The following is an 18282-nucleotide window of genomic DNA, read 5'->3' on the forward strand; positions in this document are numbered from 1 at the left end:
TGCTATTGTCCTATGCTTGGAGTAGTGTTTTAAAGACGTGATTATGCCGTCAGAATCCCCCTACATGAGGCTAGCAATGCATGAAGCGGTCAGCTCACCGGCTGAGGTTCCAGTTGGCGCCGTAGTTGTTGATGAGCACGGCGTTGTGGTGTCAAGCAGGCACAACCTAACACTTCATAACTCAGACCCAACAGCACATGCGGAGATGCTTGCCATCAGGGAGGCTTGTCTTCACCTGTCAACTCATGTGCTAGACAATTGTGATATGTACGTAACTCTTGAGCCGTGCGCCATGTGTGCGTACGCGATATCTTTGTCAAGAATCCGCAGACTATACTTCGGCGCATACAATACAAAGTTCGGGGGGGTAGAGCACGGCGCCCGAGTATTTAGGTTTTGCAATCACATCCCCGAGGTATACGGTGGGTTCCTTGAGAGAGAAAACGCGGAAATATTGAAAAACTTCTTCCATAAGCTACGGGACACCAACAGCACCCACCATGGGGGAAACAACACCAGCGCTTAACTAGCACCTACCAATGCGTCTCCTGGCCGCATATATCAGATCTAACAACCCCCACTTGCAAGGCATACGTACAGGTGACTACAGTCTAATCAAACTCGCACCCCACGTAATACCAGCACCTATCGCGGCAAGCAATATTAGGTCGCCCTTCTTAACCTTACCAGCACGTTTAGCTTCGTACATTGCAAGCGGTATGGATGCAGACGAAGTGTTCGCGTGCTCATCTATGCTCAAGATGACCCTATCCCTGGAAAGTTTTAGTCTGTTGATAACAAGGTCAATAATTCGCACATTGGCCTGGTGGGGAATAAACCAATCAATCGAGTCAACATCCAACGAACTACTCTCAAGTAGCGCTGCAATAGCAGATGATAGCCTAACCACCGCATGCTCGAATAGCACGGTACCCTTCATGCATATGTACCCCGCCTTACCTGTAGAGGCAACCCCACCGTTTGTGTAAAGCACATCACCAAGTGAGCCATCAGAGCACAAAAGAGTGGACATAACTCCGGCATCGGATCCGGCCGTTTGTTCGTCTTGCCCCTTGAACACACATGCCCCTGCACCGTCACCGAATAGCACACACGTGGACCTATCAGTCCAATCAACCACCTTAGACATAGCCTCGGACCCTATGACCAGAGCAACATTAGCCCGGCCAGCTTTTATCATGCTATCTACAACCGATAGAGCATACAAAAAGCCCGAACAGGCGGCGTTTACATCGAACGCGGCTGCGTTCTTGCAACACAAATTCCCTTGCACCATAGTTGCACAACTCGGCATTGTTTTGTCTGGAGTTGCGGTTGCAACAATTATGAGGTCGACCTCGTCTGCCGATATTCCCGCATCTTCTAGCGCGATCTCAGCAGCTTTGGTTGCCATACCGGATACGGTATCACTCTCTTCCACCACATGTCTGCGTTTTATGCCAGTTCTTCGAAAAACCCACTCATCCGTAGTATCAACCACGAGCGACAGATCATCGTTGGTAATGACTTTTGCAGGCAAAAACGCCCCCACACCACAAAAAACAGACCTGCGCATCAACCGTTACTTACTTCTGAGATCATTTCTTTCGCCATGTCTCCTTGGCTAATCGCGCATACAGCCTCTTTTATCGCGTGGGCAAACGCTACAGCATCGGCCGAACCGTGGCTTTTCACCACAATACCATTGAGGCCCAGTAGTACAGCACCATTGTACGACCTCACATCCAGAGCGCTGCCACCGCTAGCCCGTTCCTTGAAGTAGCAAGAGCGCAAAATACGCATCGCAGCCCTGCCCATTAAGGAAGAACAAATTTCTTTTTTGAGTATATGGAGTGTGAGCCCAGCAACCGCTTCACAGGTCTTCAACATAACGTTGCCGGAGAAGCCATCAGCAACAACAACATCCGCCACCCCGTCAAACGCCTCTTTTGCTTCGACGTATCCGTAGAAATTAATGTCCTGCTTCGCGTCGCGCATCAACGCAAATGCCTCCTTAATGCTGTAAGTGCCTTTGTTATCTTCCGCACCTATGTTCAACAGCCCTACTCTGGGATTCTCAACGCCGAGCACAGCCCTCGCAAACGCCCTACCCATGATCGCAAACTGAAAGAGTGAGTCCGGAGCACACTCAGCATTGGCACCCAAATCTAGTGCAACAAAACTGTTCTTCCTGGAAGGCAACACGGCAGCAATCGCTGGACGATCTATGCCTTGCAGCGTACCCAAAAGATACCTGGATATCGCCATAAGGGCACCAGTGTTACCAGCAGAGACTGCAGAAGCAACCACTCCCTTTTTAACGTCTTCTATTGCACACCACATACTTGACTTCCTGCGGTGCCTAAGCGCAAAAGACGGCCTATCGTCACACAACACGGCATCCGGCGTGTCAATGAAGACGCTGTTCTTCTCTACCAGCTTATACTTGCTAAGCACCGGCAGCACAGCGCTTTCTTTGCCATATATGCTTAGATGCACCTTGCACTTACACGGCACAACACCGGAGAGGAGCAGATCAGCCCCCTTCACGGCAACTTCGGGTCCAAGATCACCCCCCATAGCGTCAAGCGCCACTGATACGCATGCGCCGCTGTCACGCACCATACGCCACTAAACCTTAGACTCAGTAACTTGCTTCCCGTTGTAGTAGCCCCCCAAACACACGTGGTGAGGCAATTTATACTCTCCAGTAGTCGGGTCAATAACAACATTAGCAGCAGATAGCGCCAAATGCGAACGATGCATATTGCGCCGAGATTTCGATTTTTTTCTCTTGGGTACAGCCACAGTTCAACCCCCACCCACAATACTCGGATCATGGCCTAGAAAATCGATGTTGGCAATAGCATTTTTCAAAAAAGGACCCCTGTGCAAGCTAGGCAACCGGCAACTTCCCATAACTTGGCCAAATTTGATAAGGGCGAAAAATTTTTTGGTGCGGTATACCGGTAAATGGCCTACCATGGCTATCGCTAATTTATATGTACACCAGATTGTATCAAAACTTCAATTTTCACGTCCTACTGCAGCATAATAGGGCGCGTGTCGGTGTAATCTCCACTCCCCACGGAACATTGTACACCCCTGCGTTCATTTTCTGCGCAACAAAGGCCGCTGTAAAATCGTTAGACATGAAAGTGGTCAAAGAATGCGGCACGCAGATTGTGCTCTCCAACACATACCACCTTATGTTACAACCGGGAGAAGAAACTGTGGCCGCACTGGGTGGGTTGCACAATATGCTCGGCTGGACCGGGCCAATGTTGACTGACTCTGGAGGGTATCAAATCTTCAGCTTGGGATATGGCTCAGTATCGGAGGAATTGAAAGGTAAAAGAAGGCGGGCTAACCCCTCTCTCATCAAGATAGATGAGAGTGGCGCAATTTTTAGGTCATACATCAACGGGCAGTTGTATCACCTGACTCCTGAAAAATCTATACATATTCAACGCATGTTAGGGGCAGATCTTGTCGTGGTATTAGATGAGTGTACCCCCTTTCACACTAGCTATGAATATACAGCGCAGTCAATGCACATGAGCAATCGGTGGGCGTTAAGGTCGCTAGAGGAGTTCCAAAAAACCTCAGATGGAACTCAAGCCTTGTATTGCGTCATACAGGGTGGGGTGCATAGTGACCTGAGGCACGTTAGTTGCGAATTTGCTAACAGTTCTCCATTTTTTGGCAACGCAATTGGTGGTTCGCTCGGGTCATGCAAGCAGCAGATGTATGACACCGTCTCTTTGACCACCAGTTTGCTTGACAGGAACAGGCCTGTACATCTGCTTGGCATAGGCAATGTGTGCGATATTTTGCACGGAGTAATGAACGGTGTAGACACGTTTGACTGCGTATACCCTACCAGGATAGCAAGGCATGGAGCAGCGCTGGTAAAGCCTGAAAATAGGACCTCACCAGACAGGGAATATATAAATTTATACAATTCGGAATTCACGCGTTCTTTGGCGCCCATAGAGCAAGACTGCGGATGTTATACGTGTAACCATCACTCCAGGGGTTACTTGCACCACCTACTAAAGGCCAAAGAACTGCTGGCATACACCCTTATAACCACGCACAACGTGTACTTCATGAACAGCTTGATGCAGCGCATAAGAAGGGCGATAGTCCAGGAAACCTTGGAGCAGGAATATGAATACTGGCTGGGCGGATACGGGGTACCGGAATCGGCCTCACCGCAGTCCGTAACGCAAGAAAACCCCAACTGCGCCTAGGCTCACCGACAAAAGCCGTGTATCATGCGCGGAATCTAGAGGACAGGGAGAGCACACCCACGCATCAACTTCTGCAATTACTCGGTCTTGAGGCACTCCGACCACAAGCCAGCCCATGAGCCACAAATCGGGCATTTGCCTCTTACACGGTACAGTTTTCCGGTGGGAACACTGCCAGTGAACTGCTATAAGTGGTCGGCAAGATATTCCTTGACCTCCTTCGATTTCGGAGCTTTGAACACCTCCTTGGTTGTATTATGCTCAACGATTCTGCCACCGTGAAAAAACGCGACTCTATCCGAAACTTCGCGCACTTGCTTCATTGAGTGAGTGATCAGCACTATTGTGAAGTTCTTCTTCAGTTCCTTAATCAAATTCTCCACAACACCTGTAGCTACAGGATCAAGCGCAGAACACGGTTCATCCATTAACAGCATAGTAGGCCTCACTGCAATCGCTCGAGCTATGCACAGACGCTGTTGCTGCCCACCAGAGAGCTTACACGCACTATCCTTCAGCCGTCCACCCAGCTCGTCCCACAGCCCCACACTTCGCAGACTTTCCTCAACGATATCGTCAAGTCGCTTTTTGTTCCTAGCCAATCCATGTAGCTTAGGCCCATAAGCTATGTTTTTGTATATTGAATCGGGAAACGGGTTTGGTTTCTGAAACACCATGCCAACCCTTGCTCGTAGTAGTACAACATTGGTGTCAGGCGAGTGTACGTCCATTCCCTCAATGTCAATCTTGCCTTCCACCCTGCAATCTGGGACAAAGTCGTTCATTCGGTTAAAACACCTCAAGAACGTGGACTTACCGCACCCAGACGGCCCTATCAACGCGGTAACTTCTCTTTTGCATACATCTAGGTTAACGTTGAACAAAATCTGCTTCTTGCCATACCACAGATTCAGACCCCGCACTGTAGCATGAACTTCTGACACTGGAATTACGCCCTTAATACATCTAACATGGTATACAGCCCTACCGGCTTCCCAACCAGCCAGCGCGCAGCCCTTATGGCACCTCGCGCAAAAACTTTCCGATCAATTGCGCGGTGTTGCAACTCTACAATCTCATCATCGCCGAGGAACATAACCGCGTGATCGCCAATCACTCCCCCTCCCCTGGCAACGGAAAATCCCGTGACGCCACTCCGCCTACAGCCAGCGCCAAACGCATGCTGTTGTGGCTCAAACTCAACCCCCGTGCCTTGTGCCACAGCCTTACCTAACATCAGCGATGTTCCAGAGGGTGCATCTTTCTTCGCTCTATGGTGCAATTCTCGAATCTCTACATCATAGCCCTTAAAGCCAGCTGCAGCTATTTTAACTAACTCCAGTAACAACGTAACACCCAAACTCATGTTGCACGACCACAAAAGCGGAACCTTCTCCGCATGCGCGCGAAAATCCCCCTCATCAACTCCGGTAGTACCGCTGACCAGTGGAACACGTTTCTCGGAGGCAACACCTACACACTCGAGCATACACTCAGGACTACTAAAATCAATAACAACATCAGAGCAATCAAAAAGAAATTCCTTGGAATCCGTAATCTTGGCGCCATGACCACAACCAAGCACCTCTCCCATATCCTCACCTACAAGGCCATTCCCTCGTCTTACAACACCCCCGCTAAGCCCAACACCATCAGTCTCCACCACCTCCTGTACGAGTAGGCGGCCCATTCTACCCAAACAACCAACTATGCCAATCTTCACTACAGGGACCCCAAACCATGTTCAGACGCCTTTATGCACTACCACTCTACGTTAACACAGCAACACAAATACGCAGCTGACGGACCGCATGATAGCGTCTCACAGATACGGAGTATGCGCAACGTTTCTTTTCATAGCAGCCCCCCCAATCGGCATATGGTATACAACTAAGCGGCATTAGCAATTCAACCTGAAGTACTCCCCACGGTAGTAAAGCAGAGGATTGGCATCATCAAGAATTTTACAGTCCCGCACTTTACCAACCACAATTTTGTGATCTCCCCCATCATATAAATGATGCATTGCACAATAAAAATAGGCTATGGACCCATTTATCACGGGCATACCATCTATTACTGCAAAATTGTAGCTCTCCCAATACTTCCTGTTCCTCTCCGCAAAATTTCTGGAAACGTCAGCCTGGCGCTCACCCAAAATATTCACAACAAACCTGGCACATGAGCTAAATACGCCAAACCTGGAGGAGGACTTCTCAATAGAAAACAGTACCAGTGGCGGATCTAAAGACACAGAGTTGAAGGAGCTAACCGTAACCCCGTGCATAACACCGCAGCTATCCATCGTAGTCACCACAGTAACACCAGTGGCAAACCTGCCCATACAAGACTTAAATAGCTCCGAAGAAACGTCGCCGAGTTGCATCCGAACCGGGAATTACAGAAACCTGATACCTATCCTACCAAGAAATGCGCCCAGAAAAAGCAGCACCCCCACGTATATGTTGATCTTGAACATATACATGCATCTACTGGGGCTGTCAAAGTCTGACTTTGCGTATTGGTAGTAGAATATGCCAGCAATCCCAAGCATGCACACATAATAAGCGGCACCCAACGAGGATATTACCCCCGCACTTACCCACATGGTGGTGGTTAGTATATATAATTTCCTTATGTATAGCCTGATATCATCACCAAACTTAATCGCGGTGCTGCCCAGGCCCAAAATTGCATCGTCTTTCTTATCTTGACAGGCGTATATGGTATCGTAGGCAGTAGTCCAAAACACACACCCTATGTACATAAGCACAGACCCAAGAACCAGCTTATTGGCCGCCATAGCAGAGCCTATCAGCACACCACAGTTGAAGACAAGACCGAGAAAAAACTGTGGGTAGGAAAAATATCTTTTTGCTAGGGGATACAGCACAATACCGACCGCAAAAAAGATACTTAGGTAGAAAGTCATCGTGTTAGTCAACAGCAAAATACCCAGAGCAATCCCAACCAGTAGGCACAGCACTTTCAATGCTTGAGAAACAGTAAGAGTGCCAGAAGCTAGCGGCCTCTTCTTGGTCCTCTTTACTTTCGCATCTATCTTCCTATCAAAGATGTCGTTTATCACACATCCGGCAGATCGTATAACAACGGCACCGAACATACTGAGAACAAAAAGCCACAGAGTTTTCACGGTGCTGCTCGATGCAATTGAAATACTGGCAAAAGTGGGAAAGGCGGCAAGTAGGGAAATCTCTGCGCTATGAAGTCTGAGCAGCGAAAAATACGGGGCGCAGCGCCCAACAAGACTCTTTGCTCTGTTTAACACCATAAGTCGTCCCAACACACATACTAGCTCCCTGATCTACTACATAACTGCTAGTTGTTCAAGAGCCAATACACTATACCGGCCTAGGATCCCCAGAAGAGTATTCAAGGAGCCTCGTACGGAGCAGTATTGCAACACCAAATCGACCAGGTACAAAGACTAAGCAAAGGGAGAGCGCGGCCTGCTGAGCCGCCCTCCCATTCCCTTTAGCTCTACAACAAAAGACTAAATAGCAAGACTTTGCGTACTAGTACAAATAACAGATTGTGCAACAACACCTATCATCTCAGCGCTGGGTGTAGTCCGTTCGCCTATAACGCCCAACACCTTGCACCTTTCCGCTGCACGTTTCAGTTCTTTCGCAATGCGGGCAAGTTCCAGTTTAGCTTCCTCCGCAATTCTAGACTGCCACTTGGTATCTATGGCTTTAAGTTCCTTACCTAGTGCCAGTTTAGCTTCCTCCGAAACTTGAGAACGCCACTTGGCATCTATGGCTTTAAGTTCCTTACCTAGTGCCAGTTTAGCTTCCTCCGAAACTTGAGAACGCCACTTGGCATCTATGGCCCTCAGCTCCTGCTCGAGTTCTGCACGAACCTGAGCTTCAACCACACACCTACCGAGGCGCGCAAGGCACAAGTGTGCGGTCTCCACAAGCCTCAGCAACCCCGCACTTCCATGACTATAACCGAATGTAACAGAAACCTGGATCTTCACCGGCATCACAAACCGCCCCGACATACACACTAACTTCCTGGTCTACATAACTGCTAGTTGTTCAAGAGCCAATACACTATACCGGCCTAGGATCCCCAGAAGAGTATTCAAGGAGCCTCGCACAGAGCAGTATTGCAACACCAAATCGACCAGGTACAAAGACTGAGCAAAGGGAGAGCGCGGCCTGCTGAGCCGCCCTCCCATTCCCTTTAGCTCTACAACAGAAGACTAAATAGCAAGACTTTGCGTATTAGTATTAGTAGCAGAAACAGATTGTGCAACAACACTTATCATATCAGTGCTGGGTACAGCCTGTTTGCCTATAACGCCAAGCTGTCCGCACTTCTGTGCTGCAGCGAGAAACCTCTCCGCAACGCGGGCAAGTTCCTGTTGAGCTTCCTCCGCAATTCTAGACTTCCACTTGGCATCTATGGCCCTCAGTTCCTCACCTAGTGCCAGTTTAGCTTCCCCCGAAACTTGAGGACGCCACTTGGCATCTATGGCCCTCAGTTCCTTACCTAGTGCCAGTTTAGCTTCCTCCGAAACTTGAGGACGCCACTTGGCATCTATGGTCCTCAGCTCCTCATTGAGAACTTGAGGACGCCACTTGGCATCTATGGCCCTCAGTTCCTTATTGAGAACTTCAGGACGCCACTTGGCATCTATGGCTTTAAGTTCCTTACCTAGTGCCAGTTTAGCTTCCTCCGAAACTTGAGAACGCCACTTGGCATCTATGGCCCTCAGTTCCTTATTGAGAACTTCAGGACGCCACTTGGCATCTATGGCTTTAAGTTCCTTACCTAGTGCCAGTTTAGCTTCCTCCGAAACTTGAGAACGCCACTTGGCATCTATGGCTTTAAGTTCCTTACCTAGTGCCAGTTTAGCTTCCTCCGAAACTTGAGAACGCCACTTGGCATCTATGGCTTTAAGTTCCTTACCTAGTGCCAGTTTAGCTTCCTCCGAAACTTGAGAACGCCACTTGGCATCTATGGCCCTCAGCTCCTGCTCGAGTTCTGCACGATCCACAGTAGCAAGTAGAGCTTTAGCCGCTTCCCCAAGCACAACAGCGGCTTTAAGAGCGGCAACAACAGAACCAAGGCCTGTAGGGGAACCCCCCGACATCAACAAAGATTCATTTTGATCATTACCCATGATAACACACCACACAAATTGTGAAAAAATCAACTCACTATTTAACATCAAAAAAAAAAAAAAACCAACACTTAATTTTAAAAATATTTACAAACTTGACGGGGCCCATTACCAGTACCCTCACGGGCTCACGCCACAACCTGCCTGTTATTCGGCACAAAGCCTCGCAAGAGCACAGCACGGAGTCCTTGCTGTTTACGTATTGATAACGATACAGTCATTTAGTTGAGTACGGTATATACACATTTCAAGAAAGCCCCGGTGAGATGTAAGAAAAAAGTCGCTTCATATGCACACAGACAGTGGCAACACCAGCAGCACAACTAAATTAGGTGGGGTAACTTCCACCATGCATATTGGCGTTGTAAGTGCGGTGGTCAGACGCGAAAGGGGAATCCCTCCCAGCTGAGTTTCGGGAGCCCAGCACACAAATTGGTTAATATGGTTGCATGTTGCTTGACAATAGCGGGGATTGATTATAGCCTGTGCTGTTGTTGATCCCGGTTCACATGATGAAAAGGACGTTTCAGCCGAGTAGGATTGTGAGAAAGCGTAGGCACGGCTTCCGTGCCAGAATGTCCACAAGGTGGGGCAGAAAGATTCTCAACAGAAGGCGTGCTAAGGGGAGGGGCCTTTTGTGCGCTTGAGAGGAGTGGTTACCCTGAAGAAGAGAAGGGAATTCGCGCATGCCAGGTCTGGTGGGCGCTCAGCAAGCAGCGGGGGCTTGTTATTGCAAGCTGTGGAGGACCCTGCGTGCCAGCCGGGAAGTGATGGCCCGGTGCGGGTGGGGTTTACGGTAAGTAAAAAGTCTGGGAACTCCGTGGTTAGGAATAGAATACGCAGGCGGTTACGAGTCATTGCCCAGGATGTTATATCTACCAGCGCAGCTAGGGGGTTTTATTACGTTTTTGTGAGCAGTAGTAGGCTGTCAGAAGCCGGGTTGCCGGCGCTGCAGTCTAGCCTGGTGTCATGCCTCAGGAGGTTGAGGCTGTATGTACCAGCTCGTGACTAGTAGAGGGGCGGCATATGGGCTTTCTTAACACTCTACTGTGCATCCCAGCCGTGACTCTGCTGCTATTTGCTGGGTTGCGCATGTCTATCTCATCCGGTTGGCTGCAGATACGGGGGCTGCCTCTCGCAGTTTCTTCGCTCTTTACGGGTGAGAGGAAAAAATTCTCCTCCGTTGCCGCTGTGTGTGCAGTGCTAGGTGGAAATCTAGGCGTTGGCAACATTTCTGGAACCGCAGTAGCACTAAGCTCGGGGGGGCCTGGTTTTATAGTTTGGATGGTGCTGATAGTAACGGTCACCTCAATAGTAAAATACGCCAGCTGTTACATAAGCACTTCTACAAGGATACTGACAAAAAATGGCAAGATGTTCGGGGGGCCCGTGGTGTACATAAAGCACGCCCTTGGAGCAAAGTGGGCTCCATTCACCGTTGCATTTGTAACCGCAGTGTGTGCCATAACAGTTGGAAACTTGGTCCAAGTAAATTCCCTGGCTATCCCAATGGACCTCATGGATCTGCCGCCCCTAGCTGCCGGCATGCTCGTGGCATTTGCACTCTTTTTTGTTAGTGCCTTGGGTATGAATTTTATAGCCAAAACTGTCTCTAGCATGGTCCCAGCAATGGTTTTGCTGTACATGGCGCTGTGTCTCACTGTTCTGGTGAAGTGCTACGACAACATTTTGCCCTCTTTTACGCTAATCCTCACGAGCTTTCTTAATCTAGACAGCCTAAAAAATGGGGCAGTCCTGGCGTTCATTGCGGAAATCCTGGCCGTTGTGCAGGTCGGCGCACTACGTGGCATATTTGCGACCGATATAGGGCTGGGGTTAGAGGGAACGGTGCATTCACTGGTGCCAAACGAGTGTGACGACAAGAGGTTTGTAGCGCAACAGAGCCTGATGTCGCTAATTTCACCGTTCATCGTTGCAATCGTGGCTTTTGTTACAACCATGGTGTTGCTCACGACCGGCGTGTGGTCCAATACTGCACTGGAAAGCACAAATATGTGCTTCACTGCCTTTACAAGTGTTTTGGGGTCAGGCTATGTAGAGTATGCGCTACTGGGATTGATGTTCTGTTTCTCGTTCACCACAGTGCTAACATGGCTTATGTGTTCAAAGGAGGCGCTGCTGTACATTTTGGGGAGGGATGCGTACGGAAGGGCCTGGACCGCACTTTTCATCGCCATAGCCCCCTTGGGGTCCGTGTGCACAGTCAAGCTCCTGTGGGACATTGCAGACCTTGCAATTTCACTTGCCACTATAGTAAATACTATAGGAATGCTTATAGTAGCATCGCAATATCGTGACATGTTTAAGGTTGCGCACCTGAGGTAGTTCTGCCCAAGTATTCCATACGCTACCACAGTATTAGCGGCTGCACATCTGTGCAAAAAAGTGCTGCGGGGCTAATAAATTAAGCTAGGGCCGTGCTTTTTGCGGTACTACCGGTAACCATGGTTACGCTCAGGGTGTGTCACGTTTAAAACCGTTACAAAGAGGCGCTGAACCGCGCGCATTTTTGTTTCCCACAGTGCATTTCGCACACCTCCCTTGAACAAAACTTGCCGCATTTGCGTGCCACGGCCTTTCGGTGCGCGCACTTTCTACCCTAACCGAGGAGCTACTGAGCGATACATGGTGCACCCCATGTTTCTTGACGTCATCATAAGTAATATGAGGTACATGGCTGCATGGCACCGGGTAGTGCAGGCCGGACCCGGTGTATATTACCAAATCCGCCTCCGAACAGCGTTGTAAGATAAACTCAGTATCGCAGGAAATTAGCACTCTATTATCGTATACGCAACTGCCTGCCATACATATCAGCTTCTTCCCCTGACCAAAATAGCCTCCCATTGATGATTTTAGGCTGCCCATTTCCCGCGCCCACGCGGAGTAAGCAAACCCTCTCGTGCTCCCCCTCCTCATTGCAAAATACAGCCGGCCATCACCCTCTTTCACAGCCACCCCACCAACGCTACAAAGGACATCCGGAGTCTTGTAAGAAAGCGCGAGTAGAAACCCAGACAAAACAAAAAGCAAACCCAATATTATTCTTGTGACCCCACGACACCAGCTGAATGCTAGCAATCCGAGTGTCATAAATAGCACAGAACTGGGAGGAATGCTGCGCACGGTTGGCGCTAACCACTCAGCTTTTGCAGCATAATGGGCAATATATAAAATCAGACCTACAGACGCTTCCAACGGGCGAGACACTAACGAACCGGCGGATAGGCAGCCTGCTATCACGTATACGAGGCCCAGCGGTATCACTACAAACGCTGTAAGCGGGATAGCAACGATATTCGATATTACTCCAACTATGGAGAAGTAGTTGAAGTGGTACACAACATACGGGGCAGTTGCAATGCTGGCAACCAAAGAGCCTGAGGTTGCCGCGGTAATGTACCTCACAACACTACGTGCAGATATTACCCTGCTTATGTCAAAACCTCCAGCCAGCGCCACAACAGCGGCAAACGACATTTGAAAACTGGGTAGCAAGATTGTCTCAGGAGTGAGCAATAGTATGATAGACGCGGCAAGAGATATGGAGCGCAATCCGCTGTTAGGTCTGTCGACTATTATCCCAACAAAAGTTAGGGTTACCATGATAAATGCCCTGCAGGCCGAAACTGGCATACCGGAAATAAGTAGGTAGCAAAAACTTGCAATAATGGCTGCAACCGCAGCAAACTTTTTTATGTTATGTTTGAGGGTTATAGTTTCGGAGAGAACAAAGATATTTCTGGTGAGTATGAATGAGATACCAGCAACGAAAGATAGATGCAGTCCAGAAATTGCGAACAGATGCGAAAGCCCGGAATTTCTTATATCTTCTAGTATCTCACTTCTGATACCAAGCCTTTTGCCGACTAGCAGCGCCGCCATTATTTCGGCGCAATCTCGCTGAAGGCCAGAAACAAGTCTTGTATAGATCTTGTCTCTGATTCTCTCTACCCATTCCTTGAACCCTACTTTGCCGCGTCGTTCATGCAACTTGACCTGGGAGGTCGTAAAACCGACCGCATCAATGCCTCTGAAGTACGCAACCCGGGCAAAGTCGTAGCCGTGTTTAGACGCGGAAACAAGCGGTGGGTGCATAACTCCAGAAAATGTCAATATGTCTCCAGGTCTTATCGAAGGATCGATTGTGGTTCTTGCAGCAAGTCTTACACATATGCCCTGAACCCTGTCGCTTGTTACATTACACACTAGAAGTTGGGCATACCCGGGCTTATGGTTAATCTCCTTCAGTAGCCCAGTAGCACCGTTGACGTACACCCGCCGAAATGTGGAAATGGGCGGCTTTTTGGGAAAGAGTAATGTGGTCCTGCAGTATGCACTGATAAACCCCAGCGCCCCAAACGCCACAATCAGCAGCGGCAAGAATCTTGTATTGGCCAGCGTAAGAAAAAAAAGAGCCACTGTTGCGCAAGCCACAAGTGCTGCCAGTGTAAAACTTGGCTCGTGTTTTAGGGAGAAATACAGTAGGATACCCGCAGCTTGCAACGCTGGAATCCATATCACAAAATCGCAGGCCTGAGATATGAACGCACCGATAGTCAGTTGCCAAAACTCCCTTATGCGGAACAGTCCGACTGCTGGCTGCATTGCGTTAACGGTAAGGCCAAAGATCATTATTGGATTAAAATCTTAAGAATTCAAGCCTTACAATGCCGAGCCAATTCCTAAGTTATGCGTCCCGTAACAGCCCATCCCCAGCCAGACATGTCTCACCAAAGCGAGATTCACCACCAGTCCATGAAAAGGCCTCTCGGCTGTACTGAAGCTGCTACTTACCTCCTCCACACATCTAGACCATATACACCCCGCGTGGCAGTGGTCTGCAGTCCGTGCAAGTAAGAGTGGCCACGTTCCGCACCTAGCTAATAAAAGCAACGTGCCTAACACAAGTCCACCCCTGCAGACGACTGTTAATCAGTTCTAAGCTCACCCCCAAGTTTTTGCGCTACCAGGGCTATAATGCGCTCAGATACGTCTTTAATCTCCGATTCAGTCATGGTGCCCACTTTTGACATCATCACAACAGCAATAGCGATAGACACCTTGCCTTCGGGTATGTTATCCCCACAGTAGACATCAAAAACCGAAACTTCCGCCACGCCGGGGGCACAACCTACTACGTCAACCAAAGCTTGAGATTGTACTCCTTTGTCCAACACAAATGCAAAATCCCTCTTTACTGGCTGGTACTTGTGCACCAAAAATTCGTCTTCTGTTGCGAGATCTTCATCCACAATCGGGATGCGGGATACAAATATTTCAAAACACGCAGCGGTAGATCGCATTTCAAAAAAACTAATGAGGTCGGGGTGCAGCTCACCAACATATCCGCACAATATGCCGCGAAAGTACACATCTGCCGATCGCGCCGGGTGCATATAATTCCTGTCACAGCTTCTGAACCCAACCTCCCGATTATCAACACCGAGTTGGGCAAGTACCTGTAAAACGTCACACTTTGCATCAAAAAAATCAAATTTTCTGGTGGCGCCGTGAGGATTGCGCGGAACGTTATCACCGGAACGTACGCCACATATCGAGCGCTCGCTCTCATCAAGAAGCCTATAAACCTCCCCAAGCTCGAAAATCGTTACACTCTCACACCCACACGCTTGATTGCTCGCGGTTGCTTGTAGCAAATTGGGCAAAAGAGTCGGGCGCATGACATCAAACTTGTTGCTTACCGGGTTTTCTATGCACAAGTCTTCAACACAATATCCAAGTTTTTTCGCGACAGCGCCGCTCATGAAGGACCACGTAACAACCTCTGTAAGCCCAGCAGATAGCATGACCAGACTTAACTTGTCGTCGTAATTACGCCCCCTAGGGCCCGCAATACACGGCACAACGGGCTGCTCATTAACTTTGTCATACCCGTGCATGCGCAGCACTTCCTCCACAACATCGAAGGAAGAGCGCACATCAGCCAACCTCCAAGATGGTACCGAGACCTCCCACTGATGATCCTTGTCGGTATTAACATCAAAGCCCAAAGCCGTTAATACGCTCAGAATTTCTTCGCGCTCAATTTTTACACTACCTATAACGCCCACGGAATCTGGATTGAAGCTTATCACCCTGCCCTCAGAAAAAGGTGCTTCACCGCACACCACAACGTCGGATGCGACGCCGCCGCAGTACTTTACAATCATATGTGACGCGAAATCCAGGCCAAGTTTAACGCACCCAGGATCGGTAAATCTCTCAAATCTGTAGCTGGAATCTGTAGATAGTTTGAGTATCCTGGCCGACATTGCAATATCGACCGGATCATACCACGCGGATTCAAGAAATATATTTTCAGAATCCAATGTACACCCACTCAGGGCCGATCCTATGACGCCCGCAACGCAGTGCACAACTCCGGCACCGTCTGTCACCACCAAATTGTCTTTGCTAAGGGTGTATTTCTTCCCGTCAAGCGCGTGAAAATCTGTGTTAGATGACGCACCGACAACCAGCTTGCCGCCTTGTATCTTGTCGGCATCATATGCATGCATCGGCCTGTTGAGGACCAGCATAACATAATTTACTATGTCAACAACGCATGAGATGGTCTTGACGCCGGCGGATATCAGGCGATCTCTAATCCACCTAGGTGAGTTCCCAGTGTTTTTTATGGACTTAATATACCTGCCCATAAGCATGCCAGCAGAGCGCATTTCAGCTTTTATTGGAGAACGCCCAAAAGTCTCTAGGTTGTCCACAGGCAGTGGCCTAAAAGCCCCAACCCCAGCAGCAACTAACTCTCTGGCAATGCCACGAAGGCCTAGGCAATCCCCCCGGTTTGGTGTGACACCAACCTCAATCACAGCTCCGGACAGAAAAAAGCTATCTCCCACTTCATAGTCAGAACTCGGGAGGTCCAATATACCGGAATCTTGGGCCCTCCACCCTTGGACGCCTAGTTCATCAGCCGAACAAAGCATACCATGGCTTTTCACACCCCTGAGCACTGCCTCAACGATCGCGGGACCACCATTGGGCATCACCGCACCGCAGCGCGCCAGTACAGACAGCATGCCCTCCCTGACGTTGGGTGCGCCACACACCACCTGCATGTGGCTTGTGCCGTCAAAAACCTCACAGACTTTCAGCCTATCAGCCGAGGGATGGGGCTTAACTGTACCAACCCTGGCGACCACGAATGGAACTGGGTCCCGACATTCGTGCAACAACTCTGCCTCGATACCCAAGCGAGAGAGCTCATCCGCAACTGCACCGGCCGACCACTTAGTATCCAAATGGTCCAGAAGCCAGGAATATGCGAATCTCACAGGTTAGCCCTCAACCGCCTTTTTAGGCTCTCCCTCTTTTCTGTCCACAAATTCCATAATTGCAACTGGAGCACAATCGCCCGCGCGGAACCCGTTCTTCAAAATTCGGGTATAGCCACCAGGACGCCGGGCATAGCGTTTTGCCAGCACGTCTAACAGCTTGTTAACTGCATCCAAGTCCCCACCCATCCTGGAAAGCAAAAGCCTACGGCCGCGGACCGGGTCCTGCTTTGCAAGCCTCCGTGCAATGGTGACCAGCCTCTCCACAAAGGGCCTTAAGTCTTTTGCCTTCGCGACCGTGGTAACAATACGCTCGTGACGAATCAGCGACACCGCAAGATTAGCCAACATAGACAACCTATGCGCCGTAGGACGGGAGAACTTTCTACAATTTACACCATGCCTCATTACAGACCCTCACCCACAACCATATGCAAAGGACCCACACTAATCCTCACTATACTGCTTACTAAGATTCTCGATAGACTCAGGCGGCCAATTAGGAACCTTCATGCCAAGGTGAAGGTTCATGCTGGCCAAGACCTCATTTATTTCATTCAGAGACTTTCTACCAAAATTGGGAGTGCGCAACATGTCAGACTCTGTTTTTTGCACAAGGTCACCTATGTACGTTATGTTGTCATTTTTCAAACAGTTGTGGGACCTCACAGAAAGCTCCAGCTCATCAACCTTGCGCAGTAGATTATGATCATATGGGAGCGCCCCCTCCTCTTTATCAACCTTCTTCCTGGACTCTCCCTCAATCTCCTCAGAGCCTATGAACGACTGCAGCTGATCTTGCAGTACCCTGGCAGAAACGGCCACGGCCTCGTCCGGAGATATAGAGCCATCCGTCTCAACAGAGAGAACAAGCCTATCGTAGTCAGTAAACTGACCTATCCTACTGCTCTCGATCCTAAATGCAACCTTTTTTACCGGACTATAGAGCGCATTGGTTGCAATGAACCCAGAACCTACTTCACTGGCAGCACCAGATCTGGAGGCCGCTCTGTATTCAGAAGCGGGAACATAGCCTTTTCCGCTGTTCACATATATCTTCATGCTAAAGTCAACATCCTTGCCCAAAGTGCAGATATGCAAATCCTTGTTCAGGATCACACAACCCTCAGAGTCACCTATAGCGGCCGCCGTGATCTCCCCAGGACCTTTGGCAACAAGACGTAAAACTCTGGATTCGGAAGTCAAAAGCTTTACCCTCAACATGCTGAGGTTGAGCACCAAATCCGCAACGTCCTCCCGAACTCCAGATAGGGACGTGAGTTCGTGCGACACACCCTCAACCTCTATCCCGTATACAGCGAACCCCCTCAGGGAAGACATCATGACACGCCTGAGCGCGTTACCCAAGGTGAGGGCAAACCCGCTCTCCAGGGGCTCCACAATCAACTCAGCAGAACGTGATACATCGCCATCACCCACAACCTTTATGGAAGAAGGTCTGGTCAGTTTATCCCAGTGATCAGAGATCGAGAACTCGCTGCCATAACACAAGCCAACGGAGCCCCCCCCACTATCAGAAATCGCCATAAAT

At 49.4% G+C, this 18282-nt stretch carries 19 protein-coding genes; 6 read left to right on the top strand and 13 right to left on the bottom strand.

Annotation, left to right across the window (positions count from 1 at the left end; all coding sequences use genetic code 11):
• The first annotated feature begins 43 nt into the window (after positions 1-43).
• Positions 44-526 (top strand): nucleoside deaminase, encoded by a 483-nt coding sequence (locus tag AOV_RS03145; protein ID WP_233497108.1) that lies wholly within the window; start codon positions 44-46, stop codon positions 524-526.
• 78 nt (positions 527-604) lie between these two features.
• Here AOV_RS03145 and AOV_RS03150 read toward each other — a convergent pair whose 3' ends face one another.
• Genes AOV_RS03150 through rpmF form a run of 3 tightly spaced genes read right to left on the bottom strand, consistent with a single transcriptional unit; the run spans position 605 to position 2808 of the window.
• Positions 605-1576 (bottom strand): beta-ketoacyl-ACP synthase III, encoded by a 972-nt coding sequence (locus AOV_RS03150; RefSeq protein WP_075139101.1) that lies wholly within the window; start codon positions 1574-1576, stop codon positions 605-607.
• A complete protein-coding gene (plsX, locus tag AOV_RS03155; RefSeq protein ID WP_075139102.1) occupies positions 1576-2625 on the bottom strand; it encodes a phosphate acyltransferase PlsX in 1050 nt (349 codons plus the stop codon). Before plsX ends, AOV_RS03150 begins: the two co-directional genes overlap by 1 nt.
• 6 nt (positions 2626-2631) lie before the next feature.
• The gene (rpmF, locus tag AOV_RS03160) at positions 2632-2808 is read right to left on the bottom strand and encodes a 50S ribosomal protein L32 (protein WP_010265167.1); all 177 of its coding nucleotides are present in this window, start codon (positions 2806-2808) and stop codon (positions 2632-2634) included.
• A 210-nt stretch (positions 2809-3018) separates the two neighbouring features.
• Here rpmF and AOV_RS05565 point away from each other — a divergent pair, with 210 nt between their 5' ends.
• Both AOV_RS05565 and tgt read left to right on the top strand, forming a co-directional pair.
• Entirely contained in the window at positions 3019-3075 is a 57-nt protein-coding gene (locus tag AOV_RS05565; RefSeq protein ID WP_410518156.1) for a hypothetical protein, read from the top strand.
• On the top strand, positions 3075-4256 hold the full coding sequence (tgt, locus tag AOV_RS03165) for a tRNA guanosine(34) transglycosylase Tgt (protein ID WP_410518157.1): 1182 nt from the start codon (positions 3075-3077) through the stop codon (positions 4254-4256). Before AOV_RS05565 ends, tgt begins: the two co-directional genes overlap by 1 nt.
• A gap of 185 nt (positions 4257-4441) precedes the next feature.
• Here the strand turns inward: tgt and pstB are convergent, their stop codons facing one another.
• The 6 genes from pstB to AOV_RS03195 form a co-directional block, all read right to left on the bottom strand.
• Positions 4442-5200 (bottom strand): phosphate ABC transporter ATP-binding protein PstB, encoded by a 759-nt coding sequence (gene pstB / locus AOV_RS03170; protein WP_075139103.1) that lies wholly within the window; start codon positions 5198-5200, stop codon positions 4442-4444.
• A 5-nt stretch (positions 5201-5205) separates the two neighbouring features.
• Positions 5206-5946, bottom strand: a complete 741-nt coding sequence (gene dapB / locus AOV_RS03175) for a 4-hydroxy-tetrahydrodipicolinate reductase (RefSeq protein WP_233497239.1) — start codon at positions 5944-5946, stop codon at positions 5206-5208.
• 210 nt (positions 5947-6156) lie between these two features.
• Entirely contained in the window at positions 6157-6642 is a 486-nt protein-coding gene (locus AOV_RS03180) for a flavin reductase family protein (protein ID WP_075139105.1), read from the bottom strand.
• Between the two features lie 12 nt (positions 6643-6654).
• Complete coding sequence (locus tag AOV_RS03185) at positions 6655-7548, bottom strand: 4-hydroxybenzoate octaprenyltransferase (RefSeq protein WP_075139106.1); 894 nt, start codon at positions 7546-7548, stop codon at positions 6655-6657.
• Positions 7549-7770: 222 nt separating this feature from the next.
• Positions 7771-8283, bottom strand: coding sequence for a hypothetical protein (locus AOV_RS03190; RefSeq protein WP_117374451.1), 513 nt, complete (start codon positions 8281-8283; stop codon positions 7771-7773).
• A 204-nt stretch (positions 8284-8487) separates the two neighbouring features.
• The gene (locus AOV_RS03195; protein ID WP_147314702.1) at positions 8488-9411 is read right to left on the bottom strand and encodes a hypothetical protein; all 924 of its coding nucleotides are present in this window, start codon (positions 9409-9411) and stop codon (positions 8488-8490) included.
• A 512-nt stretch (positions 9412-9923) separates the two neighbouring features.
• Here AOV_RS03195 and rpmH point away from each other — a divergent pair.
• Genes rpmH through AOV_RS03210 form a run of 3 tightly spaced genes read left to right on the top strand, consistent with a single transcriptional unit; the run spans position 9924 to position 11757 of the window.
• Positions 9924-10058 (top strand): 50S ribosomal protein L34, encoded by a 135-nt coding sequence (gene rpmH, locus AOV_RS03200; protein WP_012880559.1) that lies wholly within the window; start codon positions 9924-9926, stop codon positions 10056-10058.
• Positions 10049-10423 carry a ribonuclease P protein component gene (gene rnpA, locus AOV_RS03205; protein WP_075139109.1) on the top strand — a complete coding sequence of 125 codons (375 nt, stop codon included), beginning with the start codon at positions 10049-10051 and terminating at the stop codon, positions 10421-10423. The genes rpmH and rnpA overlap by 10 nt, the downstream gene beginning before the upstream one ends.
• Before the next feature lie 14 nt (positions 10424-10437).
• Positions 10438-11757, top strand: coding sequence for an alanine:cation symporter family protein (locus AOV_RS03210; protein WP_075139110.1), 1320 nt, complete (start codon positions 10438-10440; stop codon positions 11755-11757).
• 129 nt (positions 11758-11886) lie between these two features.
• Here the strand turns inward: AOV_RS03210 and AOV_RS03215 are convergent, their stop codons facing one another.
• The 4 genes from AOV_RS03215 to AOV_RS03230 form a co-directional block, all read right to left on the bottom strand.
• On the bottom strand, positions 11887-14067 hold the full coding sequence (locus AOV_RS03215; RefSeq protein WP_117374453.1) for a ComEC/Rec2 family competence protein: 2181 nt from the start codon (positions 14065-14067) through the stop codon (positions 11887-11889).
• 296 nt (positions 14068-14363) lie between these two features.
• Entirely contained in the window at positions 14364-16730 is a 2367-nt protein-coding gene (gene pheT / locus AOV_RS03220) for a phenylalanine--tRNA ligase subunit beta (RefSeq protein WP_075139111.1), read from the bottom strand.
• Between the two features lie 3 nt (positions 16731-16733).
• Positions 16734-17138 carry a 50S ribosomal protein L17 gene (gene rplQ, locus AOV_RS03225; RefSeq protein ID WP_075139112.1) on the bottom strand — a complete coding sequence of 135 codons (405 nt, stop codon included), beginning with the start codon at positions 17136-17138 and terminating at the stop codon, positions 16734-16736.
• A gap of 39 nt (positions 17139-17177) precedes the next feature.
• Positions 17178-18278, bottom strand: coding sequence for a DNA-directed RNA polymerase subunit alpha (locus AOV_RS03230; protein ID WP_075139113.1), 1101 nt, complete (start codon positions 18276-18278; stop codon positions 17178-17180).
• Positions 18279-18282 lie beyond the last annotated feature (4 nt).

The organism is Anaplasma ovis str. Haibei, assembly GCF_002214625.1.
In the GTDB taxonomy this organism is placed as follows: Bacteria; Pseudomonadota; Alphaproteobacteria; order Rickettsiales; family Anaplasmataceae; genus Anaplasma; species Anaplasma ovis.

Coding starts and splice junctions, on each gene's coding strand:
- dapB (WP_233497239.1), bottom strand. CDS start 5,946: ATGGGCCGCCTACTCGTACAGGAGGTGGTGGAGACTGATGGTGTTGGG.
- rplQ (WP_075139112.1), bottom strand. CDS start 17,138: ATGAGGCATGGTGTAAATTGTAGAAAGTTCTCCCGTCCTACGGCGCAT.
- AOV_RS03215 (WP_117374453.1), bottom strand. CDS start 14,067: ATGATCTTTGGCCTTACCGTTAACGCAATGCAGCCAGCAGTCGGACTG.
- AOV_RS03145 (WP_233497108.1), top strand. CDS start 44: ATGCCGTCAGAATCCCCCTACATGAGGCTAGCAATGCATGAAGCGGTC.
- AOV_RS03195 (WP_147314702.1), bottom strand. CDS start 9,411: ATGGGTAATGATCAAAATGAATCTTTGTTGATGTCGGGGGGTTCCCCT.
- AOV_RS03210 (WP_075139110.1), top strand. CDS start 10,438: ATGGGCTTTCTTAACACTCTACTGTGCATCCCAGCCGTGACTCTGCTG.
- AOV_RS03230 (WP_075139113.1), bottom strand. CDS start 18,278: ATGGCGATTTCTGATAGTGGGGGGGGCTCCGTTGGCTTGTGTTATGGC.
- plsX (WP_075139102.1), bottom strand. CDS start 2,625: ATGGTGCGTGACAGCGGCGCATGCGTATCAGTGGCGCTTGACGCTATG.
- AOV_RS03150 (WP_075139101.1), bottom strand. CDS start 1,576: ATGCGCAGGTCTGTTTTTTGTGGTGTGGGGGCGTTTTTGCCTGCAAAA.
- rpmH (WP_012880559.1), top strand. CDS start 9,924: ATGAAAAGGACGTTTCAGCCGAGTAGGATTGTGAGAAAGCGTAGGCAC.
- AOV_RS03180 (WP_075139105.1), bottom strand. CDS start 6,642: ATGCAACTCGGCGACGTTTCTTCGGAGCTATTTAAGTCTTGTATGGGC.
- AOV_RS03190 (WP_117374451.1), bottom strand. CDS start 8,283: ATGTCGGGGCGGTTTGTGATGCCGGTGAAGATCCAGGTTTCTGTTACA.
- AOV_RS03185 (WP_075139106.1), bottom strand. CDS start 7,548: ATGGTGTTAAACAGAGCAAAGAGTCTTGTTGGGCGCTGCGCCCCGTAT.